This is a genomic window from Candidatus Woesearchaeota archaeon (assembly GCA_018303405.1).
GTDB lineage: Archaea > Nanobdellota > Nanobdellia > Woesearchaeales > JABMPP01 > JAGVYD01.
On sequence record JAGVYD010000014.1, the window covers coordinates 75,403 to 92,992 of the forward strand.

Consider the following 17,590-nt stretch of genomic DNA (forward strand, 5'->3'; position numbering starts at 1 on the left):
GATAGTGACAAATCGAAAGCTTTATAAATAAGTATCATTTAATAGTGGTAACATGAAACAATTAATCCAAATGCTATGCTTGATCGCTATTGCAATAGCTTTAAGCGGATGCAAGCCAGTTGTAGACAGAGAAGTGTTCGATATAGGATTAGGGTTGGAGAGCATGAACTTTGGGAACATTGTAAATGAAGATTTGGCATTCAATGAAACAAATTCTTCAAATGGCAATTCTAATGTTTCAATAGACATTTCAGGGAATCCAGAGGAAGTGCCGGAAAATGCAAGCAATTCCAGCTGGTCTTTTTTTGGCAGCCTCCCATACGGGCAAGGCGGCTCAAAAGGGGGATCTGGCAGTTCAGGGCCAGAAAGCAACCCGGAAGATGATGAAAATGAAGAGGATGAAGAGGAAGACTCATTTTTCACATTCAATTTGATAATGCCTTTTGATGAGAATAACAGCTCAAATGAAACAGAAACAAACATAACAATCGAGCTTGAAATTGAAGGCCTGGAATTCGGCCCTGGAAATGAAACAAATGATACCAATGCTTCCAATGGCGGCCAGAATGAATCAGATGATGGCGACGATGAGGAAGAAAATGAGATTGTATTTTTCCCTCAGAACAATGAAAAACCTGCTGAAGTGCCTGAGTTTGGCACACTTGCTGCGCTTGCAGTATTGGGAAGCGCTGGATATTTCATAAATAAGAACAGGAAAAGGTATAAAGTGTAAAGTATATCTGTGGTTGTACAATGAGAAAATCTAAAATAAAGATGATGAATCAAAAGCTCAAAAAACACAATAACCGATTTATGAGTTTTTTGCAAATAACGATTGCCTTGGGCTTGATATTTTTAGGGTCTGTAATGACAATTAATTTTCTTGAGACAGCTATTAGTCCGGATAATCACATTAACAAAGAGAATGTTGTATTAATAATTTTTCTCAGGACCGTGATGATTCTTGGCGGGTTATCATTAATTTTTTGGACAAAATACCGCGATAGGATTATAAGGTTCATTAAATCATTTTATGTTGAGGAGATTGTATTTATACATATCATCTCGTTTATTTTATTGGCAGTTATATTCAATGTATTCACAAGGGGCACGATTTTCCAAGATTATTTTAATTTTGATACGGAATCCAATTTTCCAGCATGGTTGTCTGGAACTTTATTGGCTGCAGCTGGGATACTGGCAATAATCATTGCATCAGCAAGTAAAGAGAAAAAGCACAATAAACATTTCATGCTGGTCTTGGCATTAGGTTTCCTATACCTAAGTCTGGACGAAATAACACAATTGCACGAAATTCTTTCATGGTATAGCCCATGGAAATGGTATGTTGTCATGGCTCCAATTATTATTATTTGGATTATATTGATCCTATTCTTAGCTATAAAATCATTAATAAAAACAGAGATATTGTGGATTATTTTTACAGGAATAGGAATTCTTGGCATTGGCTCTATGGGACTAGAATTCATTTCAGTAAATTTTATTGGCAACCATAATTCATTAGTTTACACAGCAGAAGTTTTATTGGAAGAAACATTTGAGATGTTTGGGACTTCGCTTGTAATTCTTGGATTGATTAGGCATCTTCGTGTCAAATAATAGAAATTGCTATGATTGCATGCACTCATTGCCTTCTCTTTATTTGCTTTGCTGCTTCAGCAATTTGGGTATGTGCAGACATAACCTGGTGAATTGCCCGTTCTATAGCCTTTTTTGAATGGCCATAGCTTTGCAGTGCAACAGAAATATCATCTGAGTCAAAGCCTTCATTCATCTGCTTTTCTATGTAATCAACAAGCAGATTGGCAGTATATTGCAGGGTTGTTTCATCCATGGGCTCAGATGCTTCATCAGGATGGGTTTTCAGCGGCTCGTGCCCCTGGCTTCGCATATAGCTTATTGCCCCATCGACCACGCTTTTTGGATATCCTTTCTTGAGGAGTGATTTTCTCAGGCTCTCGAAGCTGTAGCCGTATTTTAGATGATGCTTAATGTATTTTACAGCATGGTGCTGTGCATTCAAGCCAAGGCTGTGCCTCAGCCTCTTTATTCTGGATGTCTCCTGGAAAAGCAGCATGCCAAAAATCGCAGTGCCTGCGAATATCAAAAGATAGGAGATGGATGTCCTGAAATTGGGCTGCGTGAATATTTGCCCTTCAGGAAGGTTGGCTGCGCTTTCATCATTTGGCGAAGCTACATCCGGCGACAATATTCGCTGGAGTAGATTCTGGGTTGTTTTCTTCTCGCTGCCCGATCCTTTGCCTGTATTGTCCTTGCCAGGGGGCGCCGGTTTTTCAGTCTGGTCTTTTGTATTTCCTTTGCCTGGCCCGTCTAGTGAGGCTCCGCCTCCTCCGCCTCCGCCGCCGCCAGAGCTGGAGCTCGAGCTGCTGGAACTGCCTTCAGTTGTGCCTGTTGTTGTGTCATTCGATTCATTTGACGGGGTTTCTTCAATGGTGAAAGTTGTAAAGTGGGGCACTGTAAATGAATAAGTCGTGCCTGAATATGCCCTGTTTTCACAGCTGGTGCAGGCTGTTCCATCCTGCAGAATTCTCGGATTGGCCATGTTTATGTTGTAAAGCGTAAGGTTTGCCGACACATTGAGCTGGCTGTAAGTGCCATCATCAACTGTTATGGAAGCTGTTCCGATGGTAATGGCGCTGTCAAAGTCAATTCCGGCGGCACTTGTTATGGTGCCAGTGAATACAATCATGCCTGTGGCAGTGTCTTCTATGGTCACATCTTCCAGGTTGCTGTAAGATTCCAATGAGCTGAAATCAGTAGTCCTGCCATCGAATTTTGTGTAAGTGGGAGGAGTCAAATCCTCTGAAACATTAAGATAGTGGGTTGCCGCGAATGCCTGCCCGGCCATGCTGTCGCTTGCGCTGCATGTCCATGCATAAAATCCAGGGCTGAATGCCAGGGATTTTGCAAGTGAGTGGCTGGATCCCGATGCTGCCTCAGAGTAAGATGCCAGCCATGCGCCGGTGAGATTTGTCCAAAGTTTCATGCCGGCCAGGTCAGCATCGGCATCTGTGGCTGTGCAGGAAAAGTCAACTGTGGCAATGGCTGAATTGTAATTGTCCGCCGGCCGGATTAACGTTACTGCCGGGCTGTGGTTGCCAATGTATATTGTTCTCAGCGAAGTGTTTTTCCACTGGCTTGCATTGTCAATGGCGCTGCAGAGCCAGGAATAATACCCGTCTGAAAAAGTTCTTGAGGTCAGAAGAGTGTAAGTTTTTGCATTTGGAGTTGCTGTATAAACAGGCGCCAGCTTGCCGGATTGGTTTGTGTAAAGGCTCACTGATGAGAGAAGATAGTCATCACTAGCTGAACAATCGAACGAAATACTGCTTGAGCTTGTCGAAGAAAAAAAAAAGGACGGCTGGTTGGCCGTCGCGCTTGGAGGGTTGTCAACCAAAGGATCGCCTTCAGGTATTTCCTCGTATACGCCTCCGCCCAATATGGTGTAATAATCACTGTTCTGCCCTGATGTGACATCGAATGTGACTTTTGTTCCTGATTCCGAGACTTTATTTACAACAGCCTGTGAATTCTTGGTGATTGTGAAATCCGAGTTAAGGGCAAGCTCCTGCCCATCAATTGTCACGCGCACGGTTGTCGGGTAATCTATATAGCCGTTCCTTTTCATTGTGTTCACAGTCAGGATTATCTTGTCTGATGACCTGGCTATGAAAACAGCTATCGGGCTGTTGGATGTGAACAGTTGTATCCCGCCTGCTGTGATTGAATTTGTGTTGAACGCACCTATTTCCTTTGCATTGTCATTGTAAACCATTGCCCAGCCAGTTGCCTGCTTGCCATTGTAGCTGGCAGTTCCATCTTCGTTTGTGTCGTAGATTATGACATTGCTTGCCTGCTGAAGGCCCTTGTCAGGCCCGCTGGTCAATGCAGTCACAGCCTGCTTGCCGCCTGTGTAGTACCAGTTGTGCGCTATTATGAAGTCAACATCATTTGCAGGGGTGTAGAGATAGGTTCGCCTGTAATGCCCCAACCCCCTGTAGCTGCCGCTGCATGATGTTTTTGAGAAGCAGTATGCCAGGCCGGTTATTCCCCCTCCCAAAGCCATGGATTGGTTTGCAAAGACCAGGTTTATGTCCATATTCTTGCCGTTCCTTGTGAAGGTAAGGTCAGCGCCGTTCCGTATTTCCGTGAATTCTTCCCCGATGTTAATGAAATTATGATAGACTCCCTGGCCCTGCTTATTCCCTGAGACAATAGTTCGTTTGGCCAGCAAATCGCCGTATTTCACAAAGTACTCTTCTACCGGGTTGGCATTCTTGTACGGCCGCCAGACATATGCGCCTGCAAATTCGCCGTCGCTTGTTCCTACGTAGTTTTCTACGTCTCCGCCGTATTCAAGCGGGAACTGCCTGTAATTTGGATAATCGTCTGGGTAAACCGGACTGGGGCAGGTTGACATGCCGTAATATTGGTTGTATGGCGCATTGCCGCATTGGTAGGACCATGCTCCCTGCGTGCCTTCAACTGTTTGTGCGCTGTTTTGGAGGCTGATGCCATTCTTCCACATTTCAGGCCTGACATCATCATAATATGGAACTTGTTCATAATCAAGGAACGGCTCGCCGAGCGCGTAAAGATAATAGCCTTGCGCCTGCGAATGGCCTGCACCCTTTTCCTCGCCGCCGTCAATCTGGATTACGTCATCATTTGAATAGCTGTAGTCGGACCTTAGAGTGATGATGTCATTCGCATTGTCGAAGATGAAATGCGGGAAAGTTGTGGATGGGCTCACCGCTGCTGCGCCGGACATTGAATCAACCAATAGGCTATACAAATATGCATCAAGGTACTTGTTTTGGCTTGTTGTATCAGATGTATGCGCATAATCCCTGAGCCATCGCAGTGCTTTTTTTGTGTTTAAGTCATCGCAGAGTAGTCCATAATATGTGAATTGCGCATAAGACTGCAACTTGCCACTGGAGGGATCGTCATAACTTCGTGAATCACCTGCCTGTACTCCTCGGAAATATCGCGTTTGGTCATTGCGAATGATATCGCCATTGTATGTAAAATCAAGTGTATCTGTAATCATCTCCCGCGCCATGGAGCACAGGGCATTTTGATACTCGTCAATATTAGCCAGGCCATATTTCTTCTCAAATAGCCAGTTTTCAACCAGATGGAATTGGCTGTAGAATTTGTATGCCCACCTTTCCTGGTACTTTGCCCATGCATCGTCCTTGAATGACCTGAGATAGCTGATCTCGCGGTCCATCCATTCATCAGCGATGTTTTTGCCAGAGTACATTTGCTCATTCTTTTGTATTAGAGTGGGATTTTCAGAATAGGCGCCAAGCAAAGCGTAGCAAAATCCGCCCACTCCTGCTCCAAAGCCTTTGCCATTATCACCAACTATGGCTGTGTCGTCATCAAGGTCTGGCCTTGCATTGGGGAAATTTGTTACATGCTGGCAGATGTCATGCAACTGTTGCGTAACAAGTGAATTTTGTTCCTCGGTGAGGTAAGGGAACATAATGTCATAAGTCATCCCCACATGCGCCAATTCATGCATGGCCTGGACATTCGAGTAGCTGGTAACACTCCTGCTTGCCCATCCAAGCAGGTGCTTAAGTGCAGAATCGCATTGCTGTTTGCTGGGATATTGCGGCTGCTGGTAATTATTGACCAGGCACCCAAGTGCGCATTCCCTAGCTTTCTTACCATAAGGGTCAACATTGTTGCCAGTATATGAATCACTGAAGCCGGAGCAGCCAAATGATTTAGCCCAATCATAAGCATCATATGCAACAGAGTTTGCAGGATTTTTGTCAAATGGCTCTATGGTATCTTTCCACTCGTTCAGGTTGAAATGGAACCAGGGCCTGTCAAGGAAGGGGATGTATACCTTCTGGGCATTATTAGTCTCGACATCTTCACCAATTTCACCTGATGTGTCAACTGTGATTTGCCCTTTGTGGAACCCATAGCTTGTGACCCAGTCACATGTTACAATATTTTGAGTGAGGGGACTAAGAGAGACACGGCCGCTGCACACTATGTTACCGTCCAGTTCAAATTGGTAATTGAAGCTTCCAGTTGTTTGTATGCCCGCATTCGCCAGGGTGAAATTTATCTTCATTGTGCCCGGTATCAGTGGATTATTCGGTGCATTCCAGTCAATTGGCAGTGTGTATTTTATGTCCTTGACATAAATATCCTTGTCAGGAGGTGTCCCTGCTTTTTGGCTATTGAAGAAGAAAAGCACATCATCTTCTGTGAAATCGCTCCTGTTCCAGACAACAAACTCATCGATATACCCCTGCATATCAATGCCGTCAAGCCTTCCTATCCAGATCTTGTCACCCTTGGAATAATTTAGCGGGCCATATGGCTCACTGCTGTTCACCATCAATATACCATTTCTCCAGATGTAGAGCCTGCCTTGCTTAGGATTATAAGAGATGAAGAAATGGTACCATTGATTATCGTGAAAATAATTAACAGAGCCTTCACTATTACTCACAATTCCGTCGCGTGCTTCAAAGGTGGATCCCATACCGAAGCCGGAGGAGGTAAGTTTTTGAACATGGATATCCTTCCAACTTTGGTCCGGGTTATCAGACATCATAAAATAACCCTGACTTTTACCACCATCAATTTTTGAACCAACTGTATGGTAAAGCCAAAACATGATGCTTATACCATCCGAAGCTGTCCACTGCGCCGTGGAATTAAGATAATCTATTGAATTACCCATCGCTCTGGTATTAGGTGTGAAATCCGCACACCCATACCATTTGCATTTGGTCTTATCCGCATACGAAACAGTGTTCATTGCGGAAAAGACGTGCCCGTATACGCTGTAATCTTTCCACGGGTCAGAAAGGTTATTGAATGTTAGATTTAAGACCAGTGAAGGATCCTTGCCCACAAGTTCAGGTGTTAAAACAGCAAAACCTATTATTCCACCTTGTCGTATCGAGTAAAAAAAGAAAACCATTGTGACTAGGAGTATTCCCACCACAGCAATGCGTAGAATCTTGACTCGTTTGTCTTTATTTATCATTGTTGTATAATATGGTCAGATAAATACTTAATCCTAAGATTAATATATTCTTAGGGGTTTATATATATTTTGTTTATAGAATGATAAAAATAGCGAAAATTAACCTATAGGAAATAACCTTAATTTTCGTATGTTTTGAAATGAGTGCAAGGTTATTTCCTAATAAGCAAATCACTTATTCGTTAGGAACAAAGTTCCGGACAGTAATATTTAAATACAAACATGGAAGCTGATAATGTAGATGGAAGAATTTGAATATCGGTTCAAAAGGTTTTTAATTAATAACAAAATAGAGATTCTTATCGCGTGCCTCACTTTCCTATTTTTTTCCTTAACTCCGATTCGAGATTTTGGAGGTGACACGGTACCTGTTAAATATGTGACACTGAGTATTATAAATGAAGGCAATTTTGATCTAGATGAATATATAAGTTTTCTCAAAGTGAATTATCCCTATGATCCAGATAAGAATGGATTGCCTTATTATGTTGTCCGGGGTACTAATGATCATTATTTGTCTACTTATGGTGTAGGGGCACCAATGATATACTATCCATTTGTGGCTTTTGCTAATTATTTTTTGAAGTTTAGTACAGACAGCTGGTATAAATTAATGTTGACATTCAAAATTGCGTCTGCTATACTTATGTCTTTAGCTAGCATAGTTATATATAAAATTTTAAGATATAAAACATCCGACCGTGGTGCAGTGATTTTAACAGGAGCCTTTGCGTTGTGCACAAATGTGTGGACAATAAGTAGCCAAGCACCATGGCAACATGGACCCAATCAACTGATGCTATTGTTTGCGACATATTTTGTCATACGTGGAGAAAATGAATCAGAATATATAAAATATGCTGCCATTCCATTGGCCTTTTCTGTGCTGATTAGGCCTACGAGCGCATTGTTCGCCATTATTTTTAGCTTATATATAGTGTGGAAGCATCGAGATCAATTTGTCTACTATATGTTGATGGCATTGCCATTTTTTGCAGTTTACGCAGCTTACAATTATGCCTATTTTCAGAACATATTTGCAAGCGGACAATTGATTGCGAGTCAAAACATCGCATTGATTCAAACCAGTGATCAATATTTATGGTCGGGTGATATGATTCAAGGAATGATTGGTATCCTATTCAGTCCCAGCAGAGGTATATTCATTTATTCACCTTTTTTTGTGTTGTTATTTTTGAATGCCATGCCCTGGAAAAGAGAACCCATTGGGATATTGCTTTTAGTATGCTCAATAAGTTTGTTAATCACAGCGTCGCTATGGTTTAACTGGTGGGGAGGATACACTTATGGATATAGAACAATTTCGGATATTATACCATTTATTATCATATTATTATCGTTATCATTTAATGAAATGTATGGCACAAAATGGAAAAGGTCGATATTTTGGTTTTTGTTGGTGTTAGCATTTAGTATTCAAATGATTGGTGCCTATCTATATGATAATAGTTGGAACATTGAAAATAATGTTGATAAGAATCATGATGTCTTGTGGGATTGGAATAATACTCAAATTGGGTATTATATCAATAAAATGTTGTCCAGAGCTCCGGTTTACACTAATTCCCAGAGATACGGAGATTAGTAAGTGTGTTACATAACTAGGATATATCTGATTTAGAACTAATTTGTTAATAGATGTATCAATTAATCATGAGCATTGATTGGATTGTTTTTATAAGATGTCCGGATCTTAATCATGTTTTGCTAAAACAAATATTTGCCTTTTATTCTTGGAAAGTCAGCCAAAAAGGGAGTATAAACAACCATCAATTGCGATCATTTATGCCAATTTTCGCCACTACTTCATAGTAAAAAAAGACAACATTTATAAAGGCTATTTGCATTAGTCCGACCATGGGGAAAGTATGCATAATCCTGCCCACCTACAACGAAGCGGGCAATATAGAGGCCCTAATCCAGGCAATTTTCAAGGTAGCCAAAGGCATGAAAAAGTGGGACCTGCACATCCTTGTTGTTGATGACAACAGCCCGGATGGGACTGGCCAGATCGTGCAAAGGCTCCAAAAAAGATATAATAAACTGTTAATGCTGAAAGGCTCAAAGCAAGGCCTTGGAGTGGCTTACATAAGGGGCTTCAAGCACAGCTTCTCCAGGCTAAATCCGGACGTTGTCTTTGAAATGGACGCTGATTTCTCGCATCCTCCAGAATTAATCCCAAAAATGCTCAGGCAAATTGATGAAGGCGCTGATTTTGTGATTGGCTGCAGGTACATAAAAGGAGGCGCAACTCCTGACTGGGACTTCAAAAGGAAGCTCATCAGCAGGGGGGGCAATTTCTTTGCACGAATTGTGGCTGGGCTGCATAAAGTCCATGACTGCACATCGGGCTTCAGGGCGATCAGGACAAGCCTGCTGAAAAAAATTGACCTAAATAACCTCGGGGCCAAGGGCTACAGCTTCCAGATGAACCTGCTTTACGAGGCCGTGCTCAAGAAAGCTGACATAAGGGAAGAGCCCTTGGTTTTTTATGACAGGAAAAAAGGCAAATCCAAGATGAAAACAAAGGATATGGTTGAATTCTTTGTAAATTCATTCCATCTCAGGCTGAGAACATGGAAAAGGTTCATTAAATTCGCAATTGTGGGAGGCACTGGCGTTATTGTCAACACAGGAATCCTTGCATTGCTTACTGAATATTTTGGGGTCTACTACAGGATTTCAAGCATTGCTGCAATTGAGGCAGCAATTCTCTGGAATTTCTTTCTCAACAATGCCTGGACCTTTAAATCAAGCACAAACAAAGCATCGCTTTGGCATAAGGCATTAAAATTCCAGGTCATAAGCATAGGAGGGGCATTGATTAACTGGGCTGTTCTTGTACTGCTTACTGAATACACTGGAATATTTTATATTGTGAGCAATCTTATCGGCATCGCTGTGGCAACTGCTTGGAACTATTTGTTAAATGTGAGTTATACGTGGAGAGAAGATGAATGAGACAGACTACAAAGCATCAGATGATCCTTTTTATTTGTTTCGTTGTTTTGTTCGGAATATTTACCAAACCTTATGTAACTAGTGGGAATTCTGCATCCAGATTTGCAACTATGCAAGCATTGATTGAAGAAAATACTTTATCAATTGACAATACTATGTTTATCGGGAATGCACAGAGTTTTATAATTAATCAGACTTCGCCCTTAATGAGAAGGGACAGTGTAGAAGGAATAAATGGCACAAATGATAAAGCATTTATTGATGGAAAGTACTATTCAGATAAACCAATAACTCTGTCTCTTATTGGCGCCGGATTATATTCTGTTTTATATCATTTTTTTGGATTAAGTTTTAACAATAATGGTCCTCTTGTAGTTTATATATTAACGTTTCTCCTTGCTGCTATACCAGGAGCCCTAATAATTATTGTGTTTTATAGATTGTTATATTACTGTCAGATGGATAATAACTTGCGTTTTTTCATGAGTGCATTGTTGGGTGTTTCAACTTTAATTCTTCCATATTCAACCGTGTTAAATAATCATATTCCTGCTACGCTTCTGATCGGCATTGCAATTCTTCAGATTTTTAATATTCGTTTCTTAGAAAACAATAAAGATGTGCGCTCACAGTTTATTTATTTGGGGATATGTTTGTCCTTGACAACTGTGATTGATATGGTAATAGGTGGAATTTTCATGGTATTCACATTAATATATTTACTTTGTTTGAAATCTACTCGGAATCTTGTTCCCTATTTTGTTGTGGCACTACTCCCAGCTTTCATTTTACATGCGATGTTTACTATCCCGTTAACCGGGGATTTAAAGCCTGCCTCAATGCATCCGGAATTTTGGGATTATCCCGGGTCTGGCTTCAATGTTGATACATTAACTGGTGTTAAAATACATCACGCCAGTTTTATGGATTGGCTAATGTATAGTTTTCATTCTCTCCTTGGTTATAGGGGCTTGATGTCATATACACCTCTACTTGTGATTGGATCATTTTTCCTTATAGCGGAAATATTTCACCGGAAAAAATACTTTGCGGAAGCAATGTTAATAGGGACTTCAAGTATTTTTGTAATTTTGTATTATTTGTTAACAAGTGACAATTATGGAGGGTGGGCATATGGTATGCGATGGTTCGTTCCTCTGGTGCCGGGAATATTCTTTTTTACTGCATTTGCATTCAAAAAAACCGGATATGAAGGATGGAAAAAGATTGGATTATATGCAACTGTTGCATGGTCAATACTCTTTGCACTTGTTGGCACCTATGAACCATGGACAAACATGTGGCGGACACCAATTAGTTTTGTAAATAATCTATATTTGTTGCTTAAAGAGTTGATAAGATGAGTAAAGCCAAAGAAATATTTGTACCCGGGAATGAATGGAAAACAGCTGGCATTCTCACATTATTGATAGTCTTATTTTCTGTTTTGCCCTTAATAATGGGCTATGCTCAAGAACAGCCTGGCGAAGTATTTATGGGCGTTCCTGTCTATGTAACTGATGCCAACAACCACCTCCATCTTGCATTACAAGCCAAGGAAGGCGACATTCTCCTAACCAATAAGTTTACATCCGAAAACGTTCCAAACCTTTTCTTTAATCCTTACCATTTGCTTTTGGGCAATACTGCAAGGCTGTTTGGAATGCAGGTTATAACTGTTTACAACATTTATTGGGTGGTTCTTGCATTCGCCTTCCTGATTGTTTTGTATTATTTTATCAGTTATTTTGTCCAAGATAAAGCAACGCGATTGGTAGCTTTTATCCTGGCAGGCATTTCAAATGGATTGGGTTTTTGGTGGTTCCTGGTAAGGAAAGCAACGGGTTATTCCTTTGGCTCTGCTGATTTATGGCTCACAGACATGAATAATTTCCAGTCAATGCAAAATCCCCACTTTTCCCTATCACTTGCCTTGCTGATGCTGGTTTTGCTTTATGGCATCAAGTCTTTTGAGCAGAATAGCGCGAAACATGCTATAACAGCCGGCTTGCTCGGCCTTGCCTTGTCACTTATCCATCTTTTCGATGTCATTACCTTTGCCATTGTGCTGGCTGTATGGTTTGCCTACAGGCAATTGAGACTTGGCAAGTGGTCCTGGCCTGATTTCTGGAAATTATCGCTCATAGGCGCCATAACTGCGCCAGGCGTCATTTACTATGCATGGGTCTTTATTTTCAATCCGGCGTATGCTGCATGGAACAGCGCGAATGATACATTGACCCCTCCAATAGTTAGGGTAATTAGTGGCTTTGGCCTTGTTTTTTTCCTTGCAGTGGTTTATTACTTCCTGAATGGCCAAAATTTGCTGAAGAGAGAGAAGGCAATTGCACCCGAAGCATTTTTGGCAGTCTGGTCAATTGTTGGATTTATCCTGATTTATGCGCCTATCAATGTCCAAAGAAGGTTTATTTTAGGGCTGCAGATACCATTGGCAATTTTGGCAGCAATTGCTTTGGCCAGGCATTTGCCAAATTATCTGCCAAAAGCTAAGCATGTGGCAATAAGTGTGATTATAGTAATCATTGCCATTTCAATTTCCACCAACATTTACCTGACTTACAATCAAGTCAAGAACCTCCACAGCCAGACCGTTGGAGAGTTCCAGAACGTCAAATACCTTTCATCAGAAGAAGTGGACGCTTTGAAATGGATTGATGAAAATGTGGACAATTCAGCTGTGATCCTTGCCCCTCACAAAATCAGCAATTTCATCCCGGCTGCCACAGGAAACAAGATTTACTCAGGGCATTGGGCGCAGACAATTGATTTTGCTGAAAAATACAAAGATGTCCAGAAAGTTTATAATGAGGGCATGGACCCAGGATTGCTGCCAATAGACTATGTATGGTGGCCTGATTCAGGGGAATGGCTGGAAGGCAACGACAGGGCAGAAATATTCCATAAGCAGTACGGCAACGGCAAAATAGCAGTTTATGCCAAGGGTGAAGGATAAATGGGAACAGCAAGAAGGATTGCTAAGAACGCGGCAGTCACATTTTTTGGCGACAATCTCTTAAAAGTACTTAGCACAGTGCTTGTAATCCTTATAGCTCGTTACCTTGGCGATGTTGACTACGGAAAATTCACTTTTGCATTGTCATTTACCGGCCTGTTCCTTGTCCTCATGGACCTTGGAACAAGGATCCTGATTGTGAGGGACATTATCCAAAACAAGGATAAGGCGCCCAAGATAGTGGCAAATGTTTTGCTGCTGAAAGTTGTGAGCACCACGGTTGTTTATTTTCTGATGCTGGCAATAGCTTATTTCCTGTCATACGACCATAACACCATGGTGGCATTGGCCATTGCAGGCGCAGGCCTGATTTTTGACAGCCTGGCCGCGACTGTCGGCTCCATATTCCAGGCATATGAAAGACTTGAGTTCGGTGTAATGGCAAGGATAACAAGGATACTGCTGAGATTCGCAGTCACTGTCCCTTTGCTGCTAATGGGCGTTAGTTTTATTTGGATCCTTGTGATTTATGCTGTTGTCCACTTCATCAACTTCGTCATGGTTCTGGCAATTTGTTATAAGAAATTCGTAGCCCTGAATTTTGATTTTGACAAGAATATGATTGTCTCCATATTAAAACGCTCATTTCCGTTTTGGCTGTCAGGGATATTTGTGACTGTCTATTTCAGGATTGATATAACCCTGATGTCCAAGCTTGCGCCAACAGCCCTGGCTGGCGTTTACTCGGCAGTCTCAAGGGACGCAGTTATAGGCTGGTACAGCAGCGCTTACAATCTTCTTGATGCCGCAGCTGCCATCGCAGGCGCGGTCTCTGCGGCCATACTGCCGGTTGCGGTGGCCTATTTCAGGGATTCCAGGGAAAAGCTGATGAAGCTGTATTCCCTCGCCGCAAGGTACCTGGTTTTTATTGCAGTTCCTACTGCTGTCGGAACAACTTTGCTGGCAGACAAAATAATTGTCTTGCTGTATAAGGCGGAGTATGCCAACGCCAGCCTCGCCCTTCAAATCCTTATCTGGACAATGGTTCCATTGTGCATAAATTATATGATGGGGGCAATGATGATCGCCTCGCACCAAGAAAAGAAGGGAGTTTATGTTCTCATGCTGAATGCTGTTGTCAATATACTCCTGAATTTGTACCTTATCCCGAGATACAGCCTGTATGGCGCAGCAGTTGCAACAGTGTTGACAGAAATTTTCTATTTCGCAGGATATTACTTCATAATCAGCAGGAGCGTTGGCCACCTTGATTTTGTTAAGATGTTTGTAAAGCCTGTTGTTGCGAGTGCTGTTATGGGATTAGTAATCTTCAAGTTTATGGGCGGATTGCCTGTTGTGGTTGCAATAATAGCCAGCATGATCATATACGGTGCAGCCATGTTCTTGATGAAGGCATTGGAAGAGGAAGATATCGCCCTCATCAGGAAAATTTTCATCAGGAAAGAGATTTAAGGATAGAAAGCGGCGCTTTAATTGAATAGGACGGCAATAAGTACATTTATGGCGTCGGCGAATTTTTTTGCTCCGTGATTTTTGGCAGAGGAAATTGCGCCTTTCTGGAGCCTCAAACATGATTTCCGGTCTGCAATCAAATGATTTGTAAGCGCAATAAGCTCGTCTGTGCCATTCCATACAAACCCATTTATTCCATGTTTCACAATCTCAGGCTGTGCCCCGAGGTTTATGACAATCGGCACACATCCAGCGGCCATTGCCTCCACAGTTGTAATTCCGAAGTTTTCAAATTCAGTAGGATTGGTTTCCCCGTACCCTCTTGCATGCCAATAGATTCTTGACCGGCCAAGAAATTCAAGGACTTTGTTATGCGGCATATTGGTATGGAAATAAATTTTGGCCCCACTGGCCATTTGTTTTAATTTCTCAAAGTATTTAGCATCATATGCAGAATTATTTTCCTGGAATGAACCAATAAGGTGGAATTCCCAGTTGCTGAGCTTCATTTTCTTGAATGCGTCAATCATGATTTCATGCTTCTTCTCCCGTGAGAATCTTCCAACAGTGACAATGATATTTTTCTTTTTGCCTGGCCTGATTTTTTCAACATCGACAGGCGGAGAAATAACCGTTATTTCCTTATCTGTGAATTTCTTGGTATATCTCTTGGTGAATTCGCTGTTGCAGACAATGGAATCATACTGGAAAGCATTTTTGGGATTGACCAAAAAGGGCGATGTCAGCTTTTTCCAGCCCTTCTTCTCAGGAAAATAGGGAAAATGGATGTAGCAGATGGTCTTTGCCTTCAATTTGCTTGAAAACCATCCATTGGTGCCCGTATCTATGACCAGGTCATAATGGTTCAGGTCAGAAAGGTATTTGACATTCAGGCTCGATTTATAGGAAGGCAGGGAAGGCAGTTTGGAAATCATCATCGAATGCCTTCTGACCTTGAATTGCACTTTTGCCAGGTCCAGCCCAAAAAATTCAGACAGTTTAACAGGATCGGGCTTGGCGGCGCAGAGGACTTCCACATCATGCTTTTTGGACAGAAAGCTAGCTACTGTAAGTGCGACTGTCTCACCACCGCCGTAGTTATTGATTTGGGGATGGAATATTGCGATTTTCATGATTCACCTTTGGGTTTTTCTCGTTATGATTCTTAAACGCCGCTATGATTGCCGCTGAAGTGAAAAAGAACAGTGAAAAAGACTCCATGTAATCCTCGGCAAGGCCGTGATGGAATACGATGTCATTGATTATTGAGCCGGCCTTGACCGCAAATGCCAGGACAAAAAGGTAAAGCCAGTCACTTTCTGCTTTGTACTCAGAGTAAATAAAGCTTGCGAAGAACAGCATGACAAATGCAAATCCCGTGACATAGATGATATTTACAAGTATTTTCGCGTCGCCCAGTGATATTCCGTCTATCATCGGCATGATGCCAAAAGCCAGGATCATGTGCAATTTATTGTATTTGTCAGCCAGCGCATAAATCAAGGCCGCGGAGACTATTGCCCAAAATGCCCTGCCCCTTGCTGTTTTCCATGTAAAGGCATTATAAACTGAAGTAAGGCCAGCCAGAATAAAAAAGGTGTATGTTGCAATCTTGAGGTATCCGAGCTTATGCAAATAGCTGTAATAAAGGATGCCCATTAGGATTATGAAGGCAATTGCAACAATTTGCACATGTTGGGTAATTTGTTGTTTTGGCTTCATTGACATCACTCTCTTTACTTGTTGTTGGAGGTAATAACTGGAAGCAGCTTGCCGGACTTGGTTCGCTTTATGCTTTTCACGCGCCTGATTTCAATTTTCTTAAAATGCCCCAGGGAGGCAAATTTTTTCTGGATCATTAGGTCATTCTTGCTGTTGTAATGGGTATCCGCGACAAGGTTAATTATCAATTCTCCTTCGCGCTTTTGCTGAATCTGGTACTCCATGATGTGTTCACTTTCCAGGATGTGCTGTGCCAGCCCAGTGAGGCTTATTGTTTGGCCCGAATCCAATTTGATGTAAGAGCTTGCCCTGCCGGACAATCCAGTTAGCAGCGGGAAATTGATTCCACAGCTACAGCGGTGCTTGGCAATGGATGCAGTATCCCCCATATTATACCTGATTAGCGGCATGGCGAAGTTGTTTAGCCCTGATACGACAACGGTCCCCACTTTTCCAGGAGGCACTGGCTTGCCATTGTCCAATATTTCAACAATTATGGAATCTGAATTAATGTGCATGCCATTATGTTCTGGACATTCCCAGGCGATCCTGCCAAATTCCCAGCAGTCATATACATTTGTTGGCTCTACTCCAAAAGCTTTTTTGATATTCTTTCGCATTTGCGGGAACATCATTTCTGAATTAGTGAAAATTGCTTTTGGCCTGTACATTTTTATATGGTGTTCAATTGCATACAATGCAATAAGATTTAGCCTGCTTGGGTAGCCGTCAAGAACTTCAGGCTTTTCCTTCTGAAGTATTCTGACGCACTCTTGCATAGTGGCTGTAAATGGGATGCCGACCTTTCTGAGCATTCCTAATGCATTTGCCTTGTCTTTCCTCGGTGGGTGATAACCTGCGGTGCCGATTTTGTCAAAGATATTATAGCCATGCAATGCAAAAATCCTGTAGCCTTCCGCAATCCTGACTTTATTTTCCGCCTTGGATAGGTATACGCGGAAAGGCTTGCCCGTGGAGCCACCTGTATTGACAGATATAAGCGTGCTTTTAGCAAATTTTGAAGAGAGTATCTGCTGAGGCGGCATTGCCCTTAACTCTTCCTTGCTGATAATGGACAGTTTGTAAATGTCAGCCACGCCCTTGACGCTCTGCGGCGACACGCCCTCCTTATCAAGGGCTTTCCGGTAAAAAGGGACTGTTAAATAGGCATGCAAAATTATTTTCCGAAATTTTTCATCTTGATACTTTTCCAATTCCCCGGAAGTGAGCCCCAGATTTTTTTTTATTTTGCGATAGTGTCTAAGAATGTCGAATTCCCACAATTTGCTCCCCAAAAAATCCAGGATTCCATTATTGCCAGAAGGCAACAGGTTAATTCCGGCATCGGGCCTGTCATCAGTGTTTTTCAT

General features: G+C 42.0%; 11 protein-coding genes. 7 read left to right on the plus strand and 4 right to left on the minus strand.

What is annotated here, in order from left to right; translation table 11 throughout:
- Positions 1–52 precede the first annotated feature (52 nt).
- Together J4227_05555 and J4227_05560 are read left to right on the plus strand one after the other, a co-directional pair.
- Positions 53–733 carry a hypothetical protein gene (locus J4227_05555; GenBank protein ID MBS3109966.1) on the plus strand — a complete coding sequence of 227 codons (681 nt, stop codon included), beginning with the start codon at positions 53–55 and terminating at the stop codon, positions 731–733.
- A 20-nt stretch (positions 734–753) separates the two neighbouring features.
- Positions 754–1,620, plus strand: coding sequence for a hypothetical protein (locus J4227_05560; protein ID MBS3109967.1), 867 nt, complete (start codon positions 754–756; stop codon positions 1,618–1,620).
- A gap of 25 nt (positions 1,621–1,645) precedes the next feature.
- Here the strand turns inward: J4227_05560 and J4227_05565 are convergent, their stop codons facing one another.
- On the minus strand, positions 1,646–7,069 hold the full coding sequence (locus J4227_05565) for a hypothetical protein (GenBank protein MBS3109968.1): 5,424 nt from the start codon (positions 7,067–7,069) through the stop codon (positions 1,646–1,648).
- A gap of 241 nt (positions 7,070–7,310) precedes the next feature.
- Here J4227_05565 and J4227_05570 point away from each other — a divergent pair, with 241 nt between their 5' ends.
- The 5 genes from J4227_05570 to J4227_05590 all read left to right on the plus strand — a co-directional run bounded on the left by J4227_05570 (position 7,311) and on the right by J4227_05590 (position 14,498).
- The gene (locus tag J4227_05570; GenBank protein MBS3109969.1) at positions 7,311–8,675 is read left to right on the plus strand and encodes a glycosyltransferase family 39 protein; all 1,365 of its coding nucleotides are present in this window, start codon (positions 7,311–7,313) and stop codon (positions 8,673–8,675) included.
- Between the two features lie 272 nt (positions 8,676–8,947).
- Entirely contained in the window at positions 8,948–10,051 is a 1,104-nt protein-coding gene (locus tag J4227_05575; GenBank protein ID MBS3109970.1) for a glycosyltransferase family 2 protein, read from the plus strand.
- The gene (locus tag J4227_05580; GenBank protein ID MBS3109971.1) at positions 10,048–11,415 is read left to right on the plus strand and encodes a hypothetical protein; all 1,368 of its coding nucleotides are present in this window, start codon (positions 10,048–10,050) and stop codon (positions 11,413–11,415) included. Before J4227_05575 ends, J4227_05580 begins: the two co-directional genes overlap by 4 nt.
- The gene (locus J4227_05585; protein MBS3109972.1) at positions 11,412–13,025 is read left to right on the plus strand and encodes a hypothetical protein; all 1,614 of its coding nucleotides are present in this window, start codon (positions 11,412–11,414) and stop codon (positions 13,023–13,025) included. Before J4227_05580 ends, J4227_05585 begins: the two co-directional genes overlap by 4 nt.
- Positions 13,026–14,498: a flippase gene (locus J4227_05590; protein MBS3109973.1), complete on the plus strand. Its 1,473-nt coding sequence runs from the start codon at positions 13,026–13,028 to the stop codon at positions 14,496–14,498. It abuts the gene before it with no gap.
- A gap of 17 nt (positions 14,499–14,515) precedes the next feature.
- Here the strand turns inward: J4227_05590 and J4227_05595 are convergent, their stop codons facing one another.
- Genes J4227_05595 through J4227_05605 form a run of 3 tightly spaced genes read right to left on the minus strand, consistent with a single transcriptional unit; the run spans position 14,516 to position 17,590 of the window.
- Positions 14,516–15,631, minus strand: coding sequence for a glycosyltransferase family 4 protein (locus J4227_05595; protein MBS3109974.1), 1,116 nt, complete (start codon positions 15,629–15,631; stop codon positions 14,516–14,518).
- Positions 15,597–16,220 (minus strand): hypothetical protein, encoded by a 624-nt coding sequence (locus J4227_05600; GenBank protein ID MBS3109975.1) that lies wholly within the window; start codon positions 16,218–16,220, stop codon positions 15,597–15,599. The genes J4227_05595 and J4227_05600 overlap by 35 nt, the downstream gene beginning before the upstream one ends.
- A gap of 14 nt (positions 16,221–16,234) precedes the next feature.
- Entirely contained in the window at positions 16,235–17,590 is a 1,356-nt protein-coding gene (locus tag J4227_05605; GenBank protein ID MBS3109976.1) for a phenylacetate--CoA ligase family protein, read from the minus strand.

What these genes read in the sequence shown, in the direction of transcription:
- J4227_05555 (MBS3109966.1), top strand. Translation starts at nt 53, where the DNA reads ATGAAACAATTAATCCAAATGCTATGCTTGATCGCTATTGCAATAGCT.
- J4227_05560 (MBS3109967.1), top strand. Translation starts at nt 754, where the DNA reads ATGAGAAAATCTAAAATAAAGATGATGAATCAAAAGCTCAAAAAACAC.
- J4227_05565 (MBS3109968.1), bottom strand. Translation starts at nt 7,069, where the DNA reads ATGATAAATAAAGACAAACGAGTCAAGATTCTACGCATTGCTGTGGTG.
- J4227_05570 (MBS3109969.1), top strand. Translation starts at nt 7,311, where the DNA reads ATGGAAGAATTTGAATATCGGTTCAAAAGGTTTTTAATTAATAACAAA.
- J4227_05575 (MBS3109970.1), top strand. Translation starts at nt 8,948, where the DNA reads ATGGGGAAAGTATGCATAATCCTGCCCACCTACAACGAAGCGGGCAAT.
- J4227_05580 (MBS3109971.1), top strand. Translation starts at nt 10,048, where the DNA reads ATGAGACAGACTACAAAGCATCAGATGATCCTTTTTATTTGTTTCGTT.
- J4227_05585 (MBS3109972.1), top strand. Translation starts at nt 11,412, where the DNA reads ATGAGTAAAGCCAAAGAAATATTTGTACCCGGGAATGAATGGAAAACA.
- J4227_05590 (MBS3109973.1), top strand. Translation starts at nt 13,026, where the DNA reads ATGGGAACAGCAAGAAGGATTGCTAAGAACGCGGCAGTCACATTTTTT.
- J4227_05595 (MBS3109974.1), bottom strand. Translation starts at nt 15,631, where the DNA reads ATGAAAATCGCAATATTCCATCCCCAAATCAATAACTACGGCGGTGGT.
- J4227_05600 (MBS3109975.1), bottom strand. Translation starts at nt 16,220, where the DNA reads ATGAAGCCAAAACAACAAATTACCCAACATGTGCAAATTGTTGCAATT.
- J4227_05605 (MBS3109976.1), bottom strand. Translation starts at nt 17,590, where the DNA reads ATGAAAAACACTGATGACAGGCCCGATGCCGGAATTAACCTGTTGCCT.